A 13,201-nucleotide genomic window follows, 5' to 3' on the forward strand; every position below is an offset into this window, starting at 1 on the left:
CAGGTCGGCCCGGGAATGTGGATGTACCACTGCCACGTACAAAACCACTCCGACATGGGAATGGCCGGAATGTTCATCGTGACCGACGCGAACGGAAACGTGCCGGGCCACTCCATGGACGACATGCCGGATCACTCGACGAGTGGGACGCCGAGTCCCTCCACGAGCGACATGCCGGGCCACACAATGAGTGGGACGTCGGGTCACTCCATGGACGCCATACCGGACCACTCCATGCACGGCATGTGACGGCGCCACCGCCGTATGTCCGGATCGGGACTTCGGCCGGGAGCACTCCCTATGCCGTGAAGATCTCCTCGCGGGCCTGGTCGAGCGCGGCGAGAACGGCGCCGCGCAACACCGGGTTGCCCTCAACCTGGCTCGTGACGACCTGCGGGGGGACCGGGCAGATGCGCGCGACCGCCTCCTCCACCCTGCTGGTCAGCGCCGCCCCACCGGCGCGGCAGACCTCTCCGGCCAGCACCACGAGGCCGGGGTCGAGCACCACGCACACCGACGCCACACCAAGGGCGAGCCGCGAGGCGACCTCGTCGAGCAGCGGCTCGCCCGCGGTCCCGGCCGCGACGGCCGCGGTGACGCAGTCGGCGGCGGTGTCCCCGGCGAAGCCGTGCCCACGGGCCAGCTCGGTGACGGCCTCGGAGCTGACCAGCGACTGCAGGCCGCCCCCGAGGGACGGCAGGCGCCCGGGCACCGCTCTGACGTCGTCGGCGAGCGGCACCCCGGGCACCGGCAGGTAGCCGATCTCCCCCGCACTGCCCGACCGGCCACGGTGCAGCCGTCCGCCCAGCACGACGGCCAGGCCGATGCCCCGGCCCACCCACACGAGCACGAAGTCGTCCACCTCCCGGGCGGAGCCCTTCGCGCGTTCCGCGATCGCGGCGAGGTTGACGTCGTTCTCGATCGTGACGTCCCTGCGCAGGTCGCGCGCGAGCGCCTCATGGATGCCCTCGTGCCATTGCGGCAGGTCGAAGGAGAACCGCACGTCCCCCGTGCGGGGATCGACGACGCCGGGCGTGCCGATGACCACGCCGCGCAGCCGCGACAGCGCGACCTTCGCACTCCTGCACGCCTTCACAACGGCCGAGTGCACCAGCGAGACCGGGTCATCCTGCCCCTCGGGGGAGGCCGTCACCTCGGCCACCACGTCGCCGTTGATGTCGGCGATCGCCGCCGACACCCGGTCGGGGCCGACCTCCAGCCCCGCGACGTACGCGCAGGAGGCGATCACGCCGTACAGCGCGGCGTTGGGTCCGCGGTTGCCCGCCTGCTCCCCCACGACCTCCACCAGGCCGCGCTCCTCCAGACGCGCCAGCGTCTGGGACGCGGTGACCTTGGACAGGCCGGTGAGCTCCCCGATCTGGCCGCGGGTCAGCGGACCCGAGGCGAGCAGCAGTTCCAGGGCGGCCCGGTCGTTGATCTCCCGGAGCAGCCGGGGCACGCCAGGACGTCGCTCCATGCTCCTGCTTCCCATCGTCTGAAGTCTCCGGCTCGCCGTCGGTGCGCCCACCCACGCCTCTCCGGTTCGCTCGGCCCCCGGCGGCGCTTCGACCATGTGCGCCCGTGAATGAACAACAAGGTTTCCAGCAAGCTTAGCGAGCCGGCACGTGCGAGGAACGCCCCAGGTCGAACGTATTGGTAACGCTCCCATCTTTCGTGAGGATGGCTCATATGAGCCCGAAGGGAGCGCCATGACCGAGACGTCCGGGCAACCGCACACCCCACCTGCCCGCGGGCTTCCCGCTCCCCCGTGGCCGCTGGTCATGCTGGCGACGGGCGTCACGCTCCTGATCGACGTGGTGCGGGTGTTCCTGCCGTCCCTCATCACCCTGTACGGCAGGGCGGGCGAGACCGCTCCCGCCGGCATGGGGACGTACGCCGCGCTGTGGTTCGTCCTGCCGTTCGCCGCCGTCCCCGCGGCGCGGTTCGCGTCGCCCCGGATCGTCGGTGTGGTGGGTGCGGTGGCGCTCGTCGCGGCCCGGCTCGGCCTCCAGGCGGCGGACGGAGGCACGCCCCAGCTCCTGCTCGCCTCCGCGGGGGTCACGGCGGGGCTGGTCTTCCTCTACGGCTGCGCGCGGACGACGGCGGGCACGTGGGTGCCGGCCGGGCTGATCGGCGGCCTGGCCAGTGCGTCGATCCTCCACCTGGCCCTCGACCGGGTGGACCTCGTCTGGCGGGACGGCCCGCTCCCCTGGATCGCCGTCGCCGCGCTCTGCGCCGCCTTCCTCTGGTCCGTACGGCTCTCGCCCGCGTCGCCCGTCCCCGCCCCGGCGGCCGTCTGGTTCGTCTTCGGCCCGGTGCTCATGCTCGCGGGCATGTACTGCGGCGGCGCGGCCACGCTCGCGCAGGACGCCGGGCAGCACGGTGCGCCCTTGACCGCCCTGGCGGTCGCGCTCCAGGCCGCGGCGCTGTGCGCGGCCGTCGTCTGCGCATGGACACTGTCGTCGGGCCGGCCTGTGCCGTGGGGCCGAGCTGTGTCCTGGAGCCGGATCGCGTCGTGGGGCCGGGTGGCCGGGGTCCTCCTCGTCGCCGGGGTGGCGGCGGCCGAGGCCGGCGTGCCGGGCGTACCCGCCCTCGTGGCGACGGTCGCACTCGGGGCCTGCGCCGGCATCGCCGGACGCCAAGCGGGCACCGCCGCCGCAAGCACAAGCGGGCGCGCAAGCGCTGCCGACGACACGGCCGGAGGCGTCCCGGAGCGCAGAGCCGGGCGCGGGGGCGTCGCGGTGCTGGGCGGGATGCTCGTGTTCCTGGTCGGGGCGTTCCTCTACTACGCGTCCTTCGACGCCGACCTGGGCTTCCCCAACGCGCTGGCCCCGCCGGCCGTGGCCGTCCTCGTCGCCGCCGTCGTCTTCTTCCGGGAAGCCCCACCGCAAGAGACCACCCCGACGAGGCGAGTGCCGCGCCGGTGGGTGGCGATCGGGCTTGCGGCGGCCGTCCTGACCGGCCTGCTCACCTGGCAGTCGCCGCCCGCGACGAAGACGATCACCGGGAACGAGTTCACCCTCGTCGCGTACAACATCCGGATGGGCTTCGGGCTCGGCGGACGGCTCGACCTCGACCACATCGCCGCCTGGGTCGCGACGCGGCGTCCCGACGTGGTGCTGATGAGCGAGGTCGACCGGGGCTGGCTGCTGAACGGCGGGCACGACGACCTGGCGAGGATCGCCCGCGGCCTGGGCATGCGCTACTACTTCGCGCCCGCCGCCGACCGCCTCTGGGGCGACGCGCTGCTCACGAACCTGCCCGTCGCCGAGATCGGCTCGACCCGGCTCGGACGGCACGGGTATCCGACCGGCGCCCAGGCCCAGTCGATCGTGCTGAGGATCGGCGACCGCGAGGTGGGCATCGTCAACACGCACCTGCAGGAGCCGCGCGGGCAGGCGCCCGAGGCGGCGGCGATCGCCCGGCGGCTCGCCACGGGCACCCTCCCGTCCGGCACCGCAGGCGCCGGCCCGCGACCGGTGATCGTGGCCGGCGACCTCAACACGACGCCGTCCGACCCCCAGATGCGCGTGCTGGAGGCCGCCGGCCTGTCCGACCCGCTGCGGGCGCTCGGCGACCCGCCGACCTCTCCCGCCGACGCTCCCGTGCGGCGCATCGACCACGTGCTGATCTCGGACGGGCTCACCGCCGTGGCGGCCGAGGCGCCCCGCATGCCCTACTCCGACCACCTCCCGCTCGTCGTACGGCTCCGGCTGAATTAGGGTCTGCGGCCGGAAAATCAGGGCTCCGCCGGGCCGTGATGGCAGGCGGGCGTCCTACCGATGCCAACCAGGCGGGATAATCGACTACATGCGACTTTCTGCCCGTGTCGACTACGCCCTCCGTGCCGCCGCCGAACTCGCCGCGTCGGGCGAGGGACCCACCACGGTGGGCGAGCTGGCCAAGGAGCAGGAGATGCCCCCCAAATATCTGGAGAACATCCTCCTGCAGATGCGCCGCGCCGGACTGGTGCGCGGGCAGCGGGGCCCAGAGGGGGGCTATGTCCTGGCACGGCCGGCCAGCCAGATCTCGCTCGCCGACGTGATCCGCGCGGTGGACGGACCTCTGGCCAACGTGCGGGGCGAGCGGCCCGAGCACGTCGGATACCAGGGCGCCGCCCAGGCATTGCAGCAGGTGTGGATCGCGCTGCGGGCGAGTGAGCGGGCCATCCTCGAAGAGGTCACGCTGGAGCAGATCGCCAAGGGCGAGCTGCCGCCCCGGGTGACCGAGCTCGCCGCCGACCCGGCGGCATGGGACTCGCACATGCCCGTGTGAGCCGCCTGTACCCGATCCTCGCGGGAGGAGAGCCGTGCCGGAGGGTGACGCCGTCTATCGGACCGCCAAGCGGCTCAGACAGGCCCTCGACGGCCGGAGGCTGACCCGCAGCGACTTCCGGGTGCCCCGGTATGCCACCGCCGATCTGCGCGGCCGGACCGTGCTGACGACGGTCTCGCGCGGCAAGCACCTCCTCACCCGGGTGGAGGGTGGGCTCACCGTCCACACCCACCTGCGCATGGAGGGAAGCTGGCGCGTGGGCCCGGCGGGCCGTCCGGCGCCGAGGGGCGACGTGGTCCGGCTGATCCTCGCCAACATCCAGTGGCAGGCGGTCGGCACCCGGCTGGGCATGGTCGACCTCGTGCCGACCGACCGCGAGGAGCGGGTCGTGGGGCATCTCGGCCCGGACCTGCTCGGGCCGGACTGGGACGCCGCCCTCGCCGTACGGAACCTGCTGCGCGACCCGCAGCGGTCGATCGGGGAGGCGCTGCTCGACCAGCGCGACCTGGCGGGCATCGGCACGATCTGGCGGGCCGAGACGCTGTACGCCGCGCGGATGTCCCCATGGCGTCCGGTGGGGTCGATTCCGCCGGACGAGCTGGAGGCGCTGGTCTGCGTCGCCCACCGCCTGATGGACGCGAGCAAGGACGCGCCACTCCCGGTGACGACGGGCGACGCGCGCCCCGGGCGGTCGCTGCTCGTCTACGGCAGGGCACGCCGCCCGTGTCACCACTGCGGCACCCCTGTCAGCCGCGGGGAGATGGGCCCACAGCCGGCCGAGCGGCTCATCTACTGGTGTCCCTCCTGCCAGCGCGACTGAGAACCGGTACGCACACGAAGGGGATCCCGTGCCGCCCACCGCCGCCCGCGTCATGCTGCTCGTCCTGTACACCGACCGGCTGGAGGAGTGCCGCGCCTTCTATGGCGCACTCGGTGTCGAGTTCACCCTGGAACGGCACGGCCAGGGCCCGCGGCACCACGCCGCCGTCCTCGCCGACGGCACCGTGTTCGAGCTGTATCCGGCGACCGCAGAGCGCAGGACCGGGTCCGTACGGCTCGGCTTTGACGTGGACGGAGCCGCCGCCGAGCCGCGGCTGGAGCCCGGCCGCCACCTCATGACCGACCCGGACGGCAGGGTGGTCGAGATCCACGCATCGTGATCGCGGGCGGCCGCAAGCGCGCGCCCGAAGGCCGAGGGCGGGTCCACGAGACCGCGAGCAGCGGTGAGCACGTTACGGGAGCGCGGCAGGCACCACGGAGACGAAGTGGCGAACACAACCCGGCGGAACCGCTGAAAACGGGCCCACGACACAGAGACGGGGTCAGACGAGCGTGTCGAGAACGGGTGAGACAGGCGCGCCAGGAGCAGGCCACGCGACACGGGGACGGGCCAGACGCACGCCGGAAACGGCCCAGGCGACACGGAGACGGGGCCATACGGGCGCGCCGGGACGGGGCCGTCGAAACGGAGACCCCATCGGGAGCGGGCCGCACGAAGTCGGAGACGGAGCCCGGTGGGCGCGTCAGGGAACGGGGCGACACCCGAGGCGACACCAAAGGGAACGGGCGGAACGGGCCGCACGATACAGAAACGGGCACGGAAACGGGCCTGCGGGGGCCAGGCGCCCACCCGTGGGATCGGGACTGGGCACCCGGGTCCGGGTCGACCCGGACTGCGGGCGCGGAGGTCACGCCCTGGCCTTCGGACCGGGCGTGCCCTATCGGGCCGTGTCTTATGGGGCCTACGGGGACAATCGGGCGAGGTCGCGGAGACGCCGTCCGCCGGCACGGCGGGGCGTCGAGACGCCGCCTAGGCGGCGACCATGTCCTTGACCTCCGGGAAACCCTCGAAATCCGGCCCGGCGGGGACGGTTTCGGGTATGGGCAGGCGCTCGTGCTCGGGCACATCTGCCAGCACGGGGGCGGCCTGCAGCTCGGCCAGTGCGAACTGGTCGGACACTTCACGCAACACCTGGGACAGCGGCACCCCGAGCGCGCCGCAGATCGAGGCGAGCAGCTCGGAGGAGGCTTCCTTCTGGCCGCGCTCGACCTCGGACAGATAGCCGAGTGAGACACGCGCCAGCGTGGAGACCTCGCGAAGGGTGCGATTCTGCCGCACCCTCAGCCGCCGCAGTACGTCACCGAGCAGCTGACGCAGCAGGATCATCTGTCGCTCCCTCCCCAAGGGGGGCGCCTTCACGACGCCTCTCGCGGTGGGCTCATGTCGCCCCTTCTTAATCTGCCCTTCGTACATACGCCTCGCCGTCATCATGGGTTCGCTCGGCCCCTTCGCCGGGCGTGCGCCTGTCTTGCTCCTCGCCTTTGGCTCACGGACCTCACTCACAGCTCCACCGTACCTGTAGAGGGCGACACCGCGGCAGACCGAGGCGAGCATGTTCGCTGGGGACGTAACGCGGTAATCACCCCAGATGTTCCCCCGAATTTGCCTTCAGCACACCTTCCAGCAGCAGCAACGCCTCCTGGCAGGTGGCGGTTCTGATCCCGTCCCTGTCTCCGGTCAAGCGCAGGTCACGGTGCCAGAGGCGCTCTCCCGGTCCCGCCAGGGCGATGTGGACCGTGCCGACCGGCTTGCCGTCCTGGGGATCGGGGCCGGCGACCCCGGTCACCGCCAGGCCGTAGCCGGAGTCGGCGAGCTTGCGAACGCCGACCGCCATGGCCGCGGCCACGTCGGGATGCACCGCTCCCTCTCGTTCAAGGAGATCGGACGGCACGTCGAGAAGGCTCGCCTTGAGGTCCGTGGCATAGGCGATCACGCCGCCCCGGAAGGCGGCCGAGGCGCCCATCGGACCGGTCAGCGTGGCCCCGATCAGGCCGCCGGTGAGCGACTCCGCCACGGCGACGGTCGCGCCCTGCCGCACCAGCAGGGACAGCACCTCGCTCGCCACACCCCTCATCAGCCTTGCGCACTCCTCGCCACCTGCCGCAGCCGCACCGCCCTCACCACGTAGTCGGCGCCGGTCCCGACCGTGACCACCAGGGCGAGCCCCATGGCCACCCACCTGATCACGTCGGGCACCCCCGGCACGATGTAGAGCGCGATGGCCACGATCTGCAAAACAGTCTTCACCTTGCCCCCGTAACTGGCCGGGATAACCCCGTGCCGGATCACGAGGAAGCGCAGCAGCGTCACTCCCGCCTCGCGGGCGATGATCACCACGGTGACCCACCACGGGATCTCGCCGAGGTACGACAGGCTGAGCAGCGCGGCGCCGATCAGCGCCTTGTCCGCGATCGGGTCGGCGATCTTCCCGAAGTCGGTGACCAGCGCGTACTTCCTGGCGAGCCAGCCGTCGAGCTGGTCGGTGAGGGAGGCGAGCAGGAAGACCCCGAGCGCCGCCAGCCGCCAGCCCTCCCCCTCGACGAACAGGAAGACGGTGAAGACGGGGACGATCGCCAGCCGGGCGATGGTCAGGACGTTCGCGATGTTCCAGGTGCTGACCCGGCGCACCACGCCTTCCCCCGCACCTCCGGCGATACCTTCCCCGGCGCCTCCGGGGACGCCTTCCGCGGCGCCCTCGCCGGCGCCTTCTCCTGTGCCTTCTCCGGCGGACGGCGGCTCAGCGGCCGTACGGTCGCCGGTCACGGCCCCGGAGCCCGGCTCCCCCGCGACGTCCTGCCCCGCCTGCGGGACACGCGGAGCGGACGCCGGGATCGCCACCGGCGTGGCGGGCACGGCGGCGACCGGCGGCGCCGCGGACTCCGGTGTCATCTCCCCCGGGCCCGCCACGTCCATCGGCGGCTCACCGCGCTCCGTCATGTGCCTGCCTTGATCCGGGCGATGAGGTCGACCCCCTCGGAGTCGACGGCGACCGCTTGGACGATCTGGCCGGGGACCAGGCCGATCCCCTGCACCGTGACGGCGCCGTCCACCTCGGGACCCTGATGCGCCGCACGGCCCTCGTATCCGCCGTCGCCGAGGTCCTCCTCGATCAGGACCTGCAGCTCGTCGCCGATGCGTTCCTCGGCCCGCTGGGCGGTCAGCTCCTCGGCCAGCTCGGTCAGCATCGCGACCCGCTCGTCGATCACGTCCTGGTCGAGCTTGCCCTCGAAGCCGTACGCGTCGGTGCCCTCCTCGTCGGAGTAGCCGAAGACACCGATGACGTCGAGCCTGGCCTTTTCGAGGAAGGCCACCAGCTCGTCGAACTCCTCCTGGGTCTCCCCCGGGAACCCCACGATGAAGTTGGACCTGATGCCCGCCTCGGGCGCGCGGTCGCGGATCTGCGCGAGCAGGTCGAGGAACCGCTTGGGGTCGCCGAAGCGCCGCATCCGCCGCAGCACGGTCCCGCTGGCGTGCTGGAAGGACAGGTCGAAGTAGGGCGCGACCCCCTCCGTCGAGGCGATCACGTCGAGCAGCCCGGGCCGCAGCTCGGCGGGCTGCAGGTAGCTGACCCGCACCCGCTCGATGCCCTCGGTCGCGGCCAGGAGGGGCAGCAGCTTCTCCAGCGCGCGCAGGTCGCCCAGGTCCTTGCCGTACGACGTGGAGTTCTCGCTGACCAGCACGAGCTCCTTGACGCCCTGCCCGGCCAGCCAGGCGGCCTCGGCGAGCAGGTCCTCCGGGCGGCGCGAGACGTACGAGCCGCGGAAGGCCGGGATCGCGCAGAACGTGCAGCGCCGGTCGCAGCCCGACGCGAGCTTCAGCGACGCCACCGGCCCCGAGCCGAGCCGCTTGCGCAGCATGCGCGGGCCGCTGGCGGGGGCGACGCCCTCCGGCAGCGGGTCCGCCTGGGCGTGACCGGGAATGTGGGCGTGGGCGGCCGAGCGCTCCACCGGCGTGATCGGCAGGAGCGTGCGGCGGTCCCGCGGGGAGTGCGGGACCAGCGGCCTGCCCGCGATGACGTCGTCGAGACGCTCCCCGATCTCGGCGTAGTCGTCGAAGGAGATGACGGTCGCCTCGGGCAGGGCGTCGGCGAGCTGCGCGCCGTACCGTTCGGCCATGCAGCCCGCCGCCACCACCTTCGCGCCCGAGTCGGCCGCGGCGAGCAGGGTGTCGATGGAGTCCTTCTTCGCCGAATCGATGAAGCCGCACGTGTTGACGACGACGACGTCGGGATCGTCGTCATCGGTGTGCCAGCCGGCGGCCTCCAGCCGCGCGGCCAGCTCCTCGGAGTCGACCTCGTTGCGGGCGCAGCCCAGCGTGATCAGCGATACGGTTCGGCGAGAAGACATGATGCGAACTACGGTATCGGCAGTCGGCGATTAACGGAGACTCGGGCCGCCCGCCTCGAAGGTCCGCCGGATCATCTGGCCGTCCTTGCCGGGCGTGCCGAGGTCCTTTCCGTTGACCTCCAGCCGCACCGCCCCCGCGTCGCCGATGGTCACCCGCATGCGGTCCTTCGCCGAATAGGTCGAGGTCCTCCCCTCGGGCAGCGTCCCCTGGAAGATCTCCTTGCCCTTGGCGTCCCGCACGTTGATGTACGACGGCTTGCGCGCGGTGACCTTCACGACCACCGTGCCGGGCGCGAGGGCCTCCTCCAGGGTCTTCTTCTCGTGGCCCTTCTCGTTACGCGCGTGCTGGTGCGGCGCGGTCACCGGGAGCTGGGCGGCAGTCGTGCCGGCCTTCTCGCCGGAGCCCCCGAGCATCCGCGCGATGACGACGACCGCGACGATGGCCAGGGCGACCGCGGCGGCCTTCGTCCAGCCCGTGGCCCAGCGGGCCCGCTCGCTCACGTCGCGCCTGAACACCGCCGAGGCCTTGACCGGTGACGCGATGTCGGCGTTCTCCTGCTCGTACTGCCGCAGGATCTCGTCCGCGTCCAGGCCGAGGTCGGAGGCGATGGTACGGATGTGCCCGCGTGCGTAGAAGTCGCCCACCGAGAAGTCGTCACGCTCGAAGCGTTCGATGACGGACTCGCGGACCCGCGTGCGCTCGCTGAGCTGACGCACGGTCAGCCCGGCGCGCTCACGGGCTTCGGCCAAAACAGCACCAACGCTCATTGGTCACGCCCCCCTGTTCGAGCTTGCAGCTCGCCCCACAATGCGTAGTTAGTCACATTCAATCAGTAACTGGCTACGATGTGTACCCGGGGGTGTGCCAAATGTTCACGGAGAGTGCGCGCGGGGAGCGGCCGGGGCCTGTTCAGCGCCGCAGGGGCTTCAGCGCGAGATAGAGCCCGGCGGCGATGAGGAACCCGGCCTCGAACGCGATGTCCCCCACCTGGGGCACGCTCCGCGGCACCAGGCCGACGTACTGCTCCTGGTTGGAGAACAGCCAGACCGACAGGACGACCCCCGCGACCATCGCGACGGGCCCGGCCCAGTTGGTGTGCCGCCGGTCGAACATGAGCGGTTCGAGCGCGCGGATGTCCTGGCCGCGCCGCAGCAGCATGTCCGTCAGCACCACGCCCAGCCAGGGGCCGATCCAGTACGCGATGACCAGCAGGAACGCCTCGTACTTGTGCCCGGCGTCCTCCAGGCCCGAAAGCGCCACCACGAAACCGATCACGCCGCAGGCCAGCGCGACGATGGCCCGGCGCATCGTCAGCGGCAGCCGTACGCCGAGGGCGAGCAGCGACATCGCGCCCGAATAGACGTTGAGCGCGTTCGCCGACACGGCCCCGGGGGCGATCGCGAGCAGCGTCAGGTTCGCCACGAGCGCGGGCAGGTGGCCGGTGAACGCCGAGGTGGGCTGCCCGAGGGCGTCGCCGCCCCCGATCGTCACGGACGCCGCGCCGACGACCTCCAGCAGCACGCACGACACGAACACGCCGAGGCCCGCCGACAGGCCGGTGGCCCGCCTGCTCGCGTCCTGCGGAAGGTACCGCGTGTAGTCGGCGGCGTACGGGTTCCAGCCGGCCGCGTAACCGAACGTCGCGCCCACGGTCAGCAGGAAGCCGCCCAGCCCTCCCCCGCTGCCCGCATAGCCCGGCTGGGCCTTCGACAGGATGATCACGGAGGTGACCGCGAAGATCGCCGCGAGGACCGGGAACGCGTACTTCTCGAAGGCCTGCACCAGGTTGTGGCCGAAGAATCCGAGCACCACCATGACCGCGACGACGATCAGCAGGCAGGCCCAGCCCGGCAGGCCGGTCAGCGTGTTCAGCGCGAGCGCGCCGCTCACGCTGTTGACCGCGAACCAGCCGATTCCGGCGGCGACGGAGTTGAACGCCGAGGGGATGACGTTGCCCCAATAGCCGAACGGCAGCCTGCCGAGCACCATCTGCGGCAGTCCCGCGCTCACACCCCTGGCCGACAGCACGCCGTGGGTGAGGGCCCCGAGGCCGCTGCCCACGACGACGGCGAGCACGGCCTGCCAGAAGCCGAGCCCGAACGCCGCCACGGCGAGGACCCCGAGGAAGATCGTGGCGAACTCCAGGTTCGGCGAGGTCCACGTCCAGAAGAGCTGCCGGGGCCTGCCGTGACGCTCGGAGAGGGGGATGAACTCGATGCCGCCGGGCTCGATCGCGGCGACCTTGTCGCCGTACCGGCCCTCGCGTACGGCGACCTCGGAGGGTTCCAGAACTGTCATACGGTGATCGCCCTCAGCTTCTCGAGGAGGTAGTCGGACGCGCGGACGGGCTCGTAGGAGACCCGGCCGACCGGGGGGCCGAGCGACTCCACCTCGGCCAGGGGATTGCACTCGTAGAAGTAGATGAGCGAGATCAGCTCCTCGTCCGGCGCCGACGGGTCGGGCGGGAGCACCCGATGCCGGGTGGAGCGCCAGCGGTCGCCCGTCCAGCGGGCCAGCAGATCACCGATATTGATCGTGAACGAGTCCGGCACGAACGGCGCGTCGATCCACTCGCCGTCAAGGGTGTAGACCTGCAGGCCGCCGACGCCCCGCTGCCGGTCGAGCACGGTCACGGTGCCGAAGTCGGTGTGCGGCCCGATCCGGAACTGCCCCGGCTCCGGCTCGCCCACTTGCGACAGCGGCGGATAGCGGTTGATGTTCATCGTGTACGACGGGTGGTCGGCCCGTGAGGCGAAGAAGTCCTCCTCGATCCCCAGGGCGGCCGCGCAGATCACCAGGAGTTCGCCGGCCAGCGAGCGCATCTCCGCCAGGTAGCGGGTGAGCAGCGCCTGGAGTTCGGGCACCTCGGACGGCCAGACGTTGGCGAGGAACCACTCGGCGTCGATCTCCGGGACGCCGATCGGCCGGTCGGCGCCCACGGCGAAGGTCTCCTTGAGGTCGGGCGGGGTGGGCGTGCCCTCGGCGTAGCCGTTGGCCTCGACGCCCGGCGGCAGCCAGCCCCGCTCCCCCACGACGGCCGCGTACCGCTGCTTCACCTCGGCGGGCAGGGCGAAGAACCGCCGGGCCGCGGCGCGCACGTCCTCGCGCAGCTCGGCCGGCACGCCGTGCCCGGTGACCAGCAGGAAGCCGATCTCGCGCAGCGCGGCGTCGACCTGGGCGGCCACCCGCGCCCGGCCGTCCGCCTCACCGGAGAACCAGGGAGTCAGGTCGACGACGGGAACCGAATTCATGCCTCATCTCCGATGTCCTCGTTCCAAACGGCCGGGTTGGCCGCGATGAAGGCCGTCATGAGCCCGGCGCACTCCGGATCGTCGAGCACGACGACCTCCACCCCGGCCTCGGCGAGCCACTCGTGCGCGCCCGTGAACGTGCGGCACTCGCCGACCACCAGGCGCGGAATGCGGAACTGCCGGATCAGGCCGCTGCAGTACCAGCAGGGCGACAGGGTGGTCACCATGGTGGTCCCGCGATAGGAGGGCTGGCGGCCCGCGTCGCGGAAGGCGGCGGTCTCCCCGTGCACCGAGGGATCGCCGTCCTGGACTCGGCGGTTGCGCCCGCGCCCGAGCAGGCGGCCGTCCGGGCCGAACAGGGCCGCGCCGACGGGCACGCCGCCCTCGGCGAACCCCTTCCTGGCCTCTTCCAGGGCCACGCTGAGCATGGCGGCGTCGCTTGTCATGTGCTCACTATCCCTCCGGGCGGCGCCTTCGGGAACGGACG

General features: G+C 72.0%; 14 protein-coding genes. 5 read left to right on the forward strand and 9 right to left on the reverse strand.

All coding sequences use genetic code 11. The features are described 5' to 3' along the window. Positions 1 to 249 (forward strand): multicopper oxidase domain-containing protein (locus HCK04_RS25115; RefSeq protein WP_168066243.1); only part of this gene is annotated, 249 nt, incomplete at its 5' end. Positions 250 to 298: 49 nt separating this feature from the next. Here HCK04_RS25115 and HCK04_RS25120 read toward each other — a convergent pair. After that, positions 299 to 1,477, reverse strand: coding sequence for an ROK family transcriptional regulator (locus HCK04_RS25120; RefSeq protein WP_142649862.1), 1,179 nt, complete (start codon positions 1,475 to 1,477; stop codon positions 299 to 301). A 232-nt stretch (positions 1,478 to 1,709) separates the two neighbouring features. On the opposite strand from HCK04_RS25120, the gene HCK04_RS25125 reads away from it, so the two are divergent. From HCK04_RS25125 to HCK04_RS25140, 4 genes are all read left to right on the forward strand, one after another. Continuing rightward, a complete protein-coding gene (locus HCK04_RS25125) occupies positions 1,710 to 3,722 on the forward strand; it encodes an endonuclease/exonuclease/phosphatase family protein (protein WP_142649863.1) in 2,013 nt (670 codons plus the stop codon). Between the two features lie 88 nt (positions 3,723 to 3,810). Next, a complete protein-coding gene (locus HCK04_RS25130) occupies positions 3,811 to 4,275 on the forward strand; it encodes an Rrf2 family transcriptional regulator (protein WP_142649864.1) in 465 nt (154 codons plus the stop codon). Positions 4,276 to 4,309: 34 nt separating this feature from the next. Further along, positions 4,310 to 5,095 carry a DNA-formamidopyrimidine glycosylase family protein gene (locus HCK04_RS25135; protein ID WP_142649865.1) on the forward strand — a complete coding sequence of 262 codons (786 nt, stop codon included), beginning with the start codon at positions 4,310 to 4,312 and terminating at the stop codon, positions 5,093 to 5,095. Positions 5,096 to 5,147: 52 nt separating this feature from the next. Then, positions 5,148 to 5,435, forward strand: coding sequence for a glyoxalase/bleomycin resistance/dioxygenase family protein (locus tag HCK04_RS25140; protein ID WP_185949034.1), 288 nt, complete (start codon positions 5,148 to 5,150; stop codon positions 5,433 to 5,435). Positions 5,436 to 6,085: 650 nt separating this feature from the next. Here the strand turns inward: HCK04_RS25140 and HCK04_RS25145 are convergent. The 8 genes from HCK04_RS25145 to HCK04_RS25180 all read right to left on the reverse strand — a co-directional run bounded on the left by HCK04_RS25145 (position 6,086) and on the right by HCK04_RS25180 (position 13,160). Beyond that, positions 6,086 to 6,442: a helix-turn-helix transcriptional regulator gene (locus tag HCK04_RS25145; protein WP_142620497.1), complete on the reverse strand. Its 357-nt coding sequence runs from the start codon at positions 6,440 to 6,442 to the stop codon at positions 6,086 to 6,088. Positions 6,443 to 6,695: 253 nt separating this feature from the next. Then, entirely contained in the window at positions 6,696 to 7,190 is a 495-nt protein-coding gene (locus tag HCK04_RS25150; RefSeq protein ID WP_142649867.1) for a nicotinamide-nucleotide amidohydrolase family protein, read from the reverse strand. Next, positions 7,190 to 7,771 carry a CDP-diacylglycerol--glycerol-3-phosphate 3-phosphatidyltransferase gene (gene pgsA, locus HCK04_RS42740; protein ID WP_222709521.1) on the reverse strand — a complete coding sequence of 194 codons (582 nt, stop codon included), beginning with the start codon at positions 7,769 to 7,771 and terminating at the stop codon, positions 7,190 to 7,192. Before pgsA ends, HCK04_RS25150 begins: the two co-directional genes overlap by 1 nt. Positions 7,772 to 8,049: 278 nt before the next feature. Next, positions 8,050 to 9,462: a 30S ribosomal protein S12 methylthiotransferase RimO gene (gene rimO, locus HCK04_RS25160; protein ID WP_142649868.1), complete on the reverse strand. Its 1,413-nt coding sequence runs from the start codon at positions 9,460 to 9,462 to the stop codon at positions 8,050 to 8,052. A gap of 30 nt (positions 9,463 to 9,492) precedes the next feature. Continuing rightward, on the reverse strand, positions 9,493 to 10,212 hold the full coding sequence (locus HCK04_RS25165; protein WP_168066245.1) for a helix-turn-helix domain-containing protein: 720 nt from the start codon (positions 10,210 to 10,212) through the stop codon (positions 9,493 to 9,495). A 160-nt stretch (positions 10,213 to 10,372) separates the two neighbouring features. Then, complete coding sequence (locus HCK04_RS25170; RefSeq protein ID WP_142649870.1) at positions 10,373 to 11,761, reverse strand: cytosine permease; 1,389 nt, start codon at positions 11,759 to 11,761, stop codon at positions 10,373 to 10,375. Then, a complete protein-coding gene (locus HCK04_RS25175) occupies positions 11,758 to 12,714 on the reverse strand; it encodes a 2-oxoglutarate and iron-dependent oxygenase domain-containing protein (RefSeq protein WP_142649871.1) in 957 nt (318 codons plus the stop codon). The genes HCK04_RS25170 and HCK04_RS25175 overlap by 4 nt, the downstream gene beginning before the upstream one ends. Continuing rightward, positions 12,711 to 13,160, reverse strand: coding sequence for a nucleoside deaminase (locus HCK04_RS25180; RefSeq protein ID WP_142649872.1), 450 nt, complete (start codon positions 13,158 to 13,160; stop codon positions 12,711 to 12,713). The genes HCK04_RS25175 and HCK04_RS25180 overlap by 4 nt, the downstream gene beginning before the upstream one ends. Positions 13,161 to 13,201: the final 41 nt, after the last annotated feature.

Origin of the sequence: Microbispora sp. CL1-1, assembly GCF_012034195.1 — a bacterium.
GTDB lineage: Bacteria > Actinomycetota > Actinomycetes > Streptosporangiales > Streptosporangiaceae > Microbispora.

Bases quoted from the DNA above. Each gene is read 5' to 3' on its own strand.
- HCK04_RS25120 (WP_142649862.1), bottom strand. From the start codon at position 1,477: ATGGAGCGACGTCCTGGCGTGCCCCGGCTGCTCCGGGAGATCAACGAC.
- HCK04_RS25125 (WP_142649863.1), top strand. From the start codon at position 1,710: ATGACCGAGACGTCCGGGCAACCGCACACCCCACCTGCCCGCGGGCTT.
- HCK04_RS25130 (WP_142649864.1), top strand. From the start codon at position 3,811: ATGCGACTTTCTGCCCGTGTCGACTACGCCCTCCGTGCCGCCGCCGAA.
- HCK04_RS25140 (WP_185949034.1), top strand. From the start codon at position 5,148: ATGCTGCTCGTCCTGTACACCGACCGGCTGGAGGAGTGCCGCGCCTTC.
- HCK04_RS25145 (WP_142620497.1), bottom strand. From the start codon at position 6,442: ATGATCCTGCTGCGTCAGCTGCTCGGTGACGTACTGCGGCGGCTGAGG.
- HCK04_RS25150 (WP_142649867.1), bottom strand. From the start codon at position 7,190: ATGAGGGGTGTGGCGAGCGAGGTGCTGTCCCTGCTGGTGCGGCAGGGC.
- rimO (WP_142649868.1), bottom strand. From the start codon at position 9,462: ATGTCTTCTCGCCGAACCGTATCGCTGATCACGCTGGGCTGCGCCCGC.
- HCK04_RS25170 (WP_142649870.1), bottom strand. From the start codon at position 11,761: ATGACAGTTCTGGAACCCTCCGAGGTCGCCGTACGCGAGGGCCGGTAC.
- HCK04_RS25175 (WP_142649871.1), bottom strand. From the start codon at position 12,714: ATGAATTCGGTTCCCGTCGTCGACCTGACTCCCTGGTTCTCCGGTGAG.
- HCK04_RS25180 (WP_142649872.1), bottom strand. From the start codon at position 13,160: ATGACAAGCGACGCCGCCATGCTCAGCGTGGCCCTGGAAGAGGCCAGG.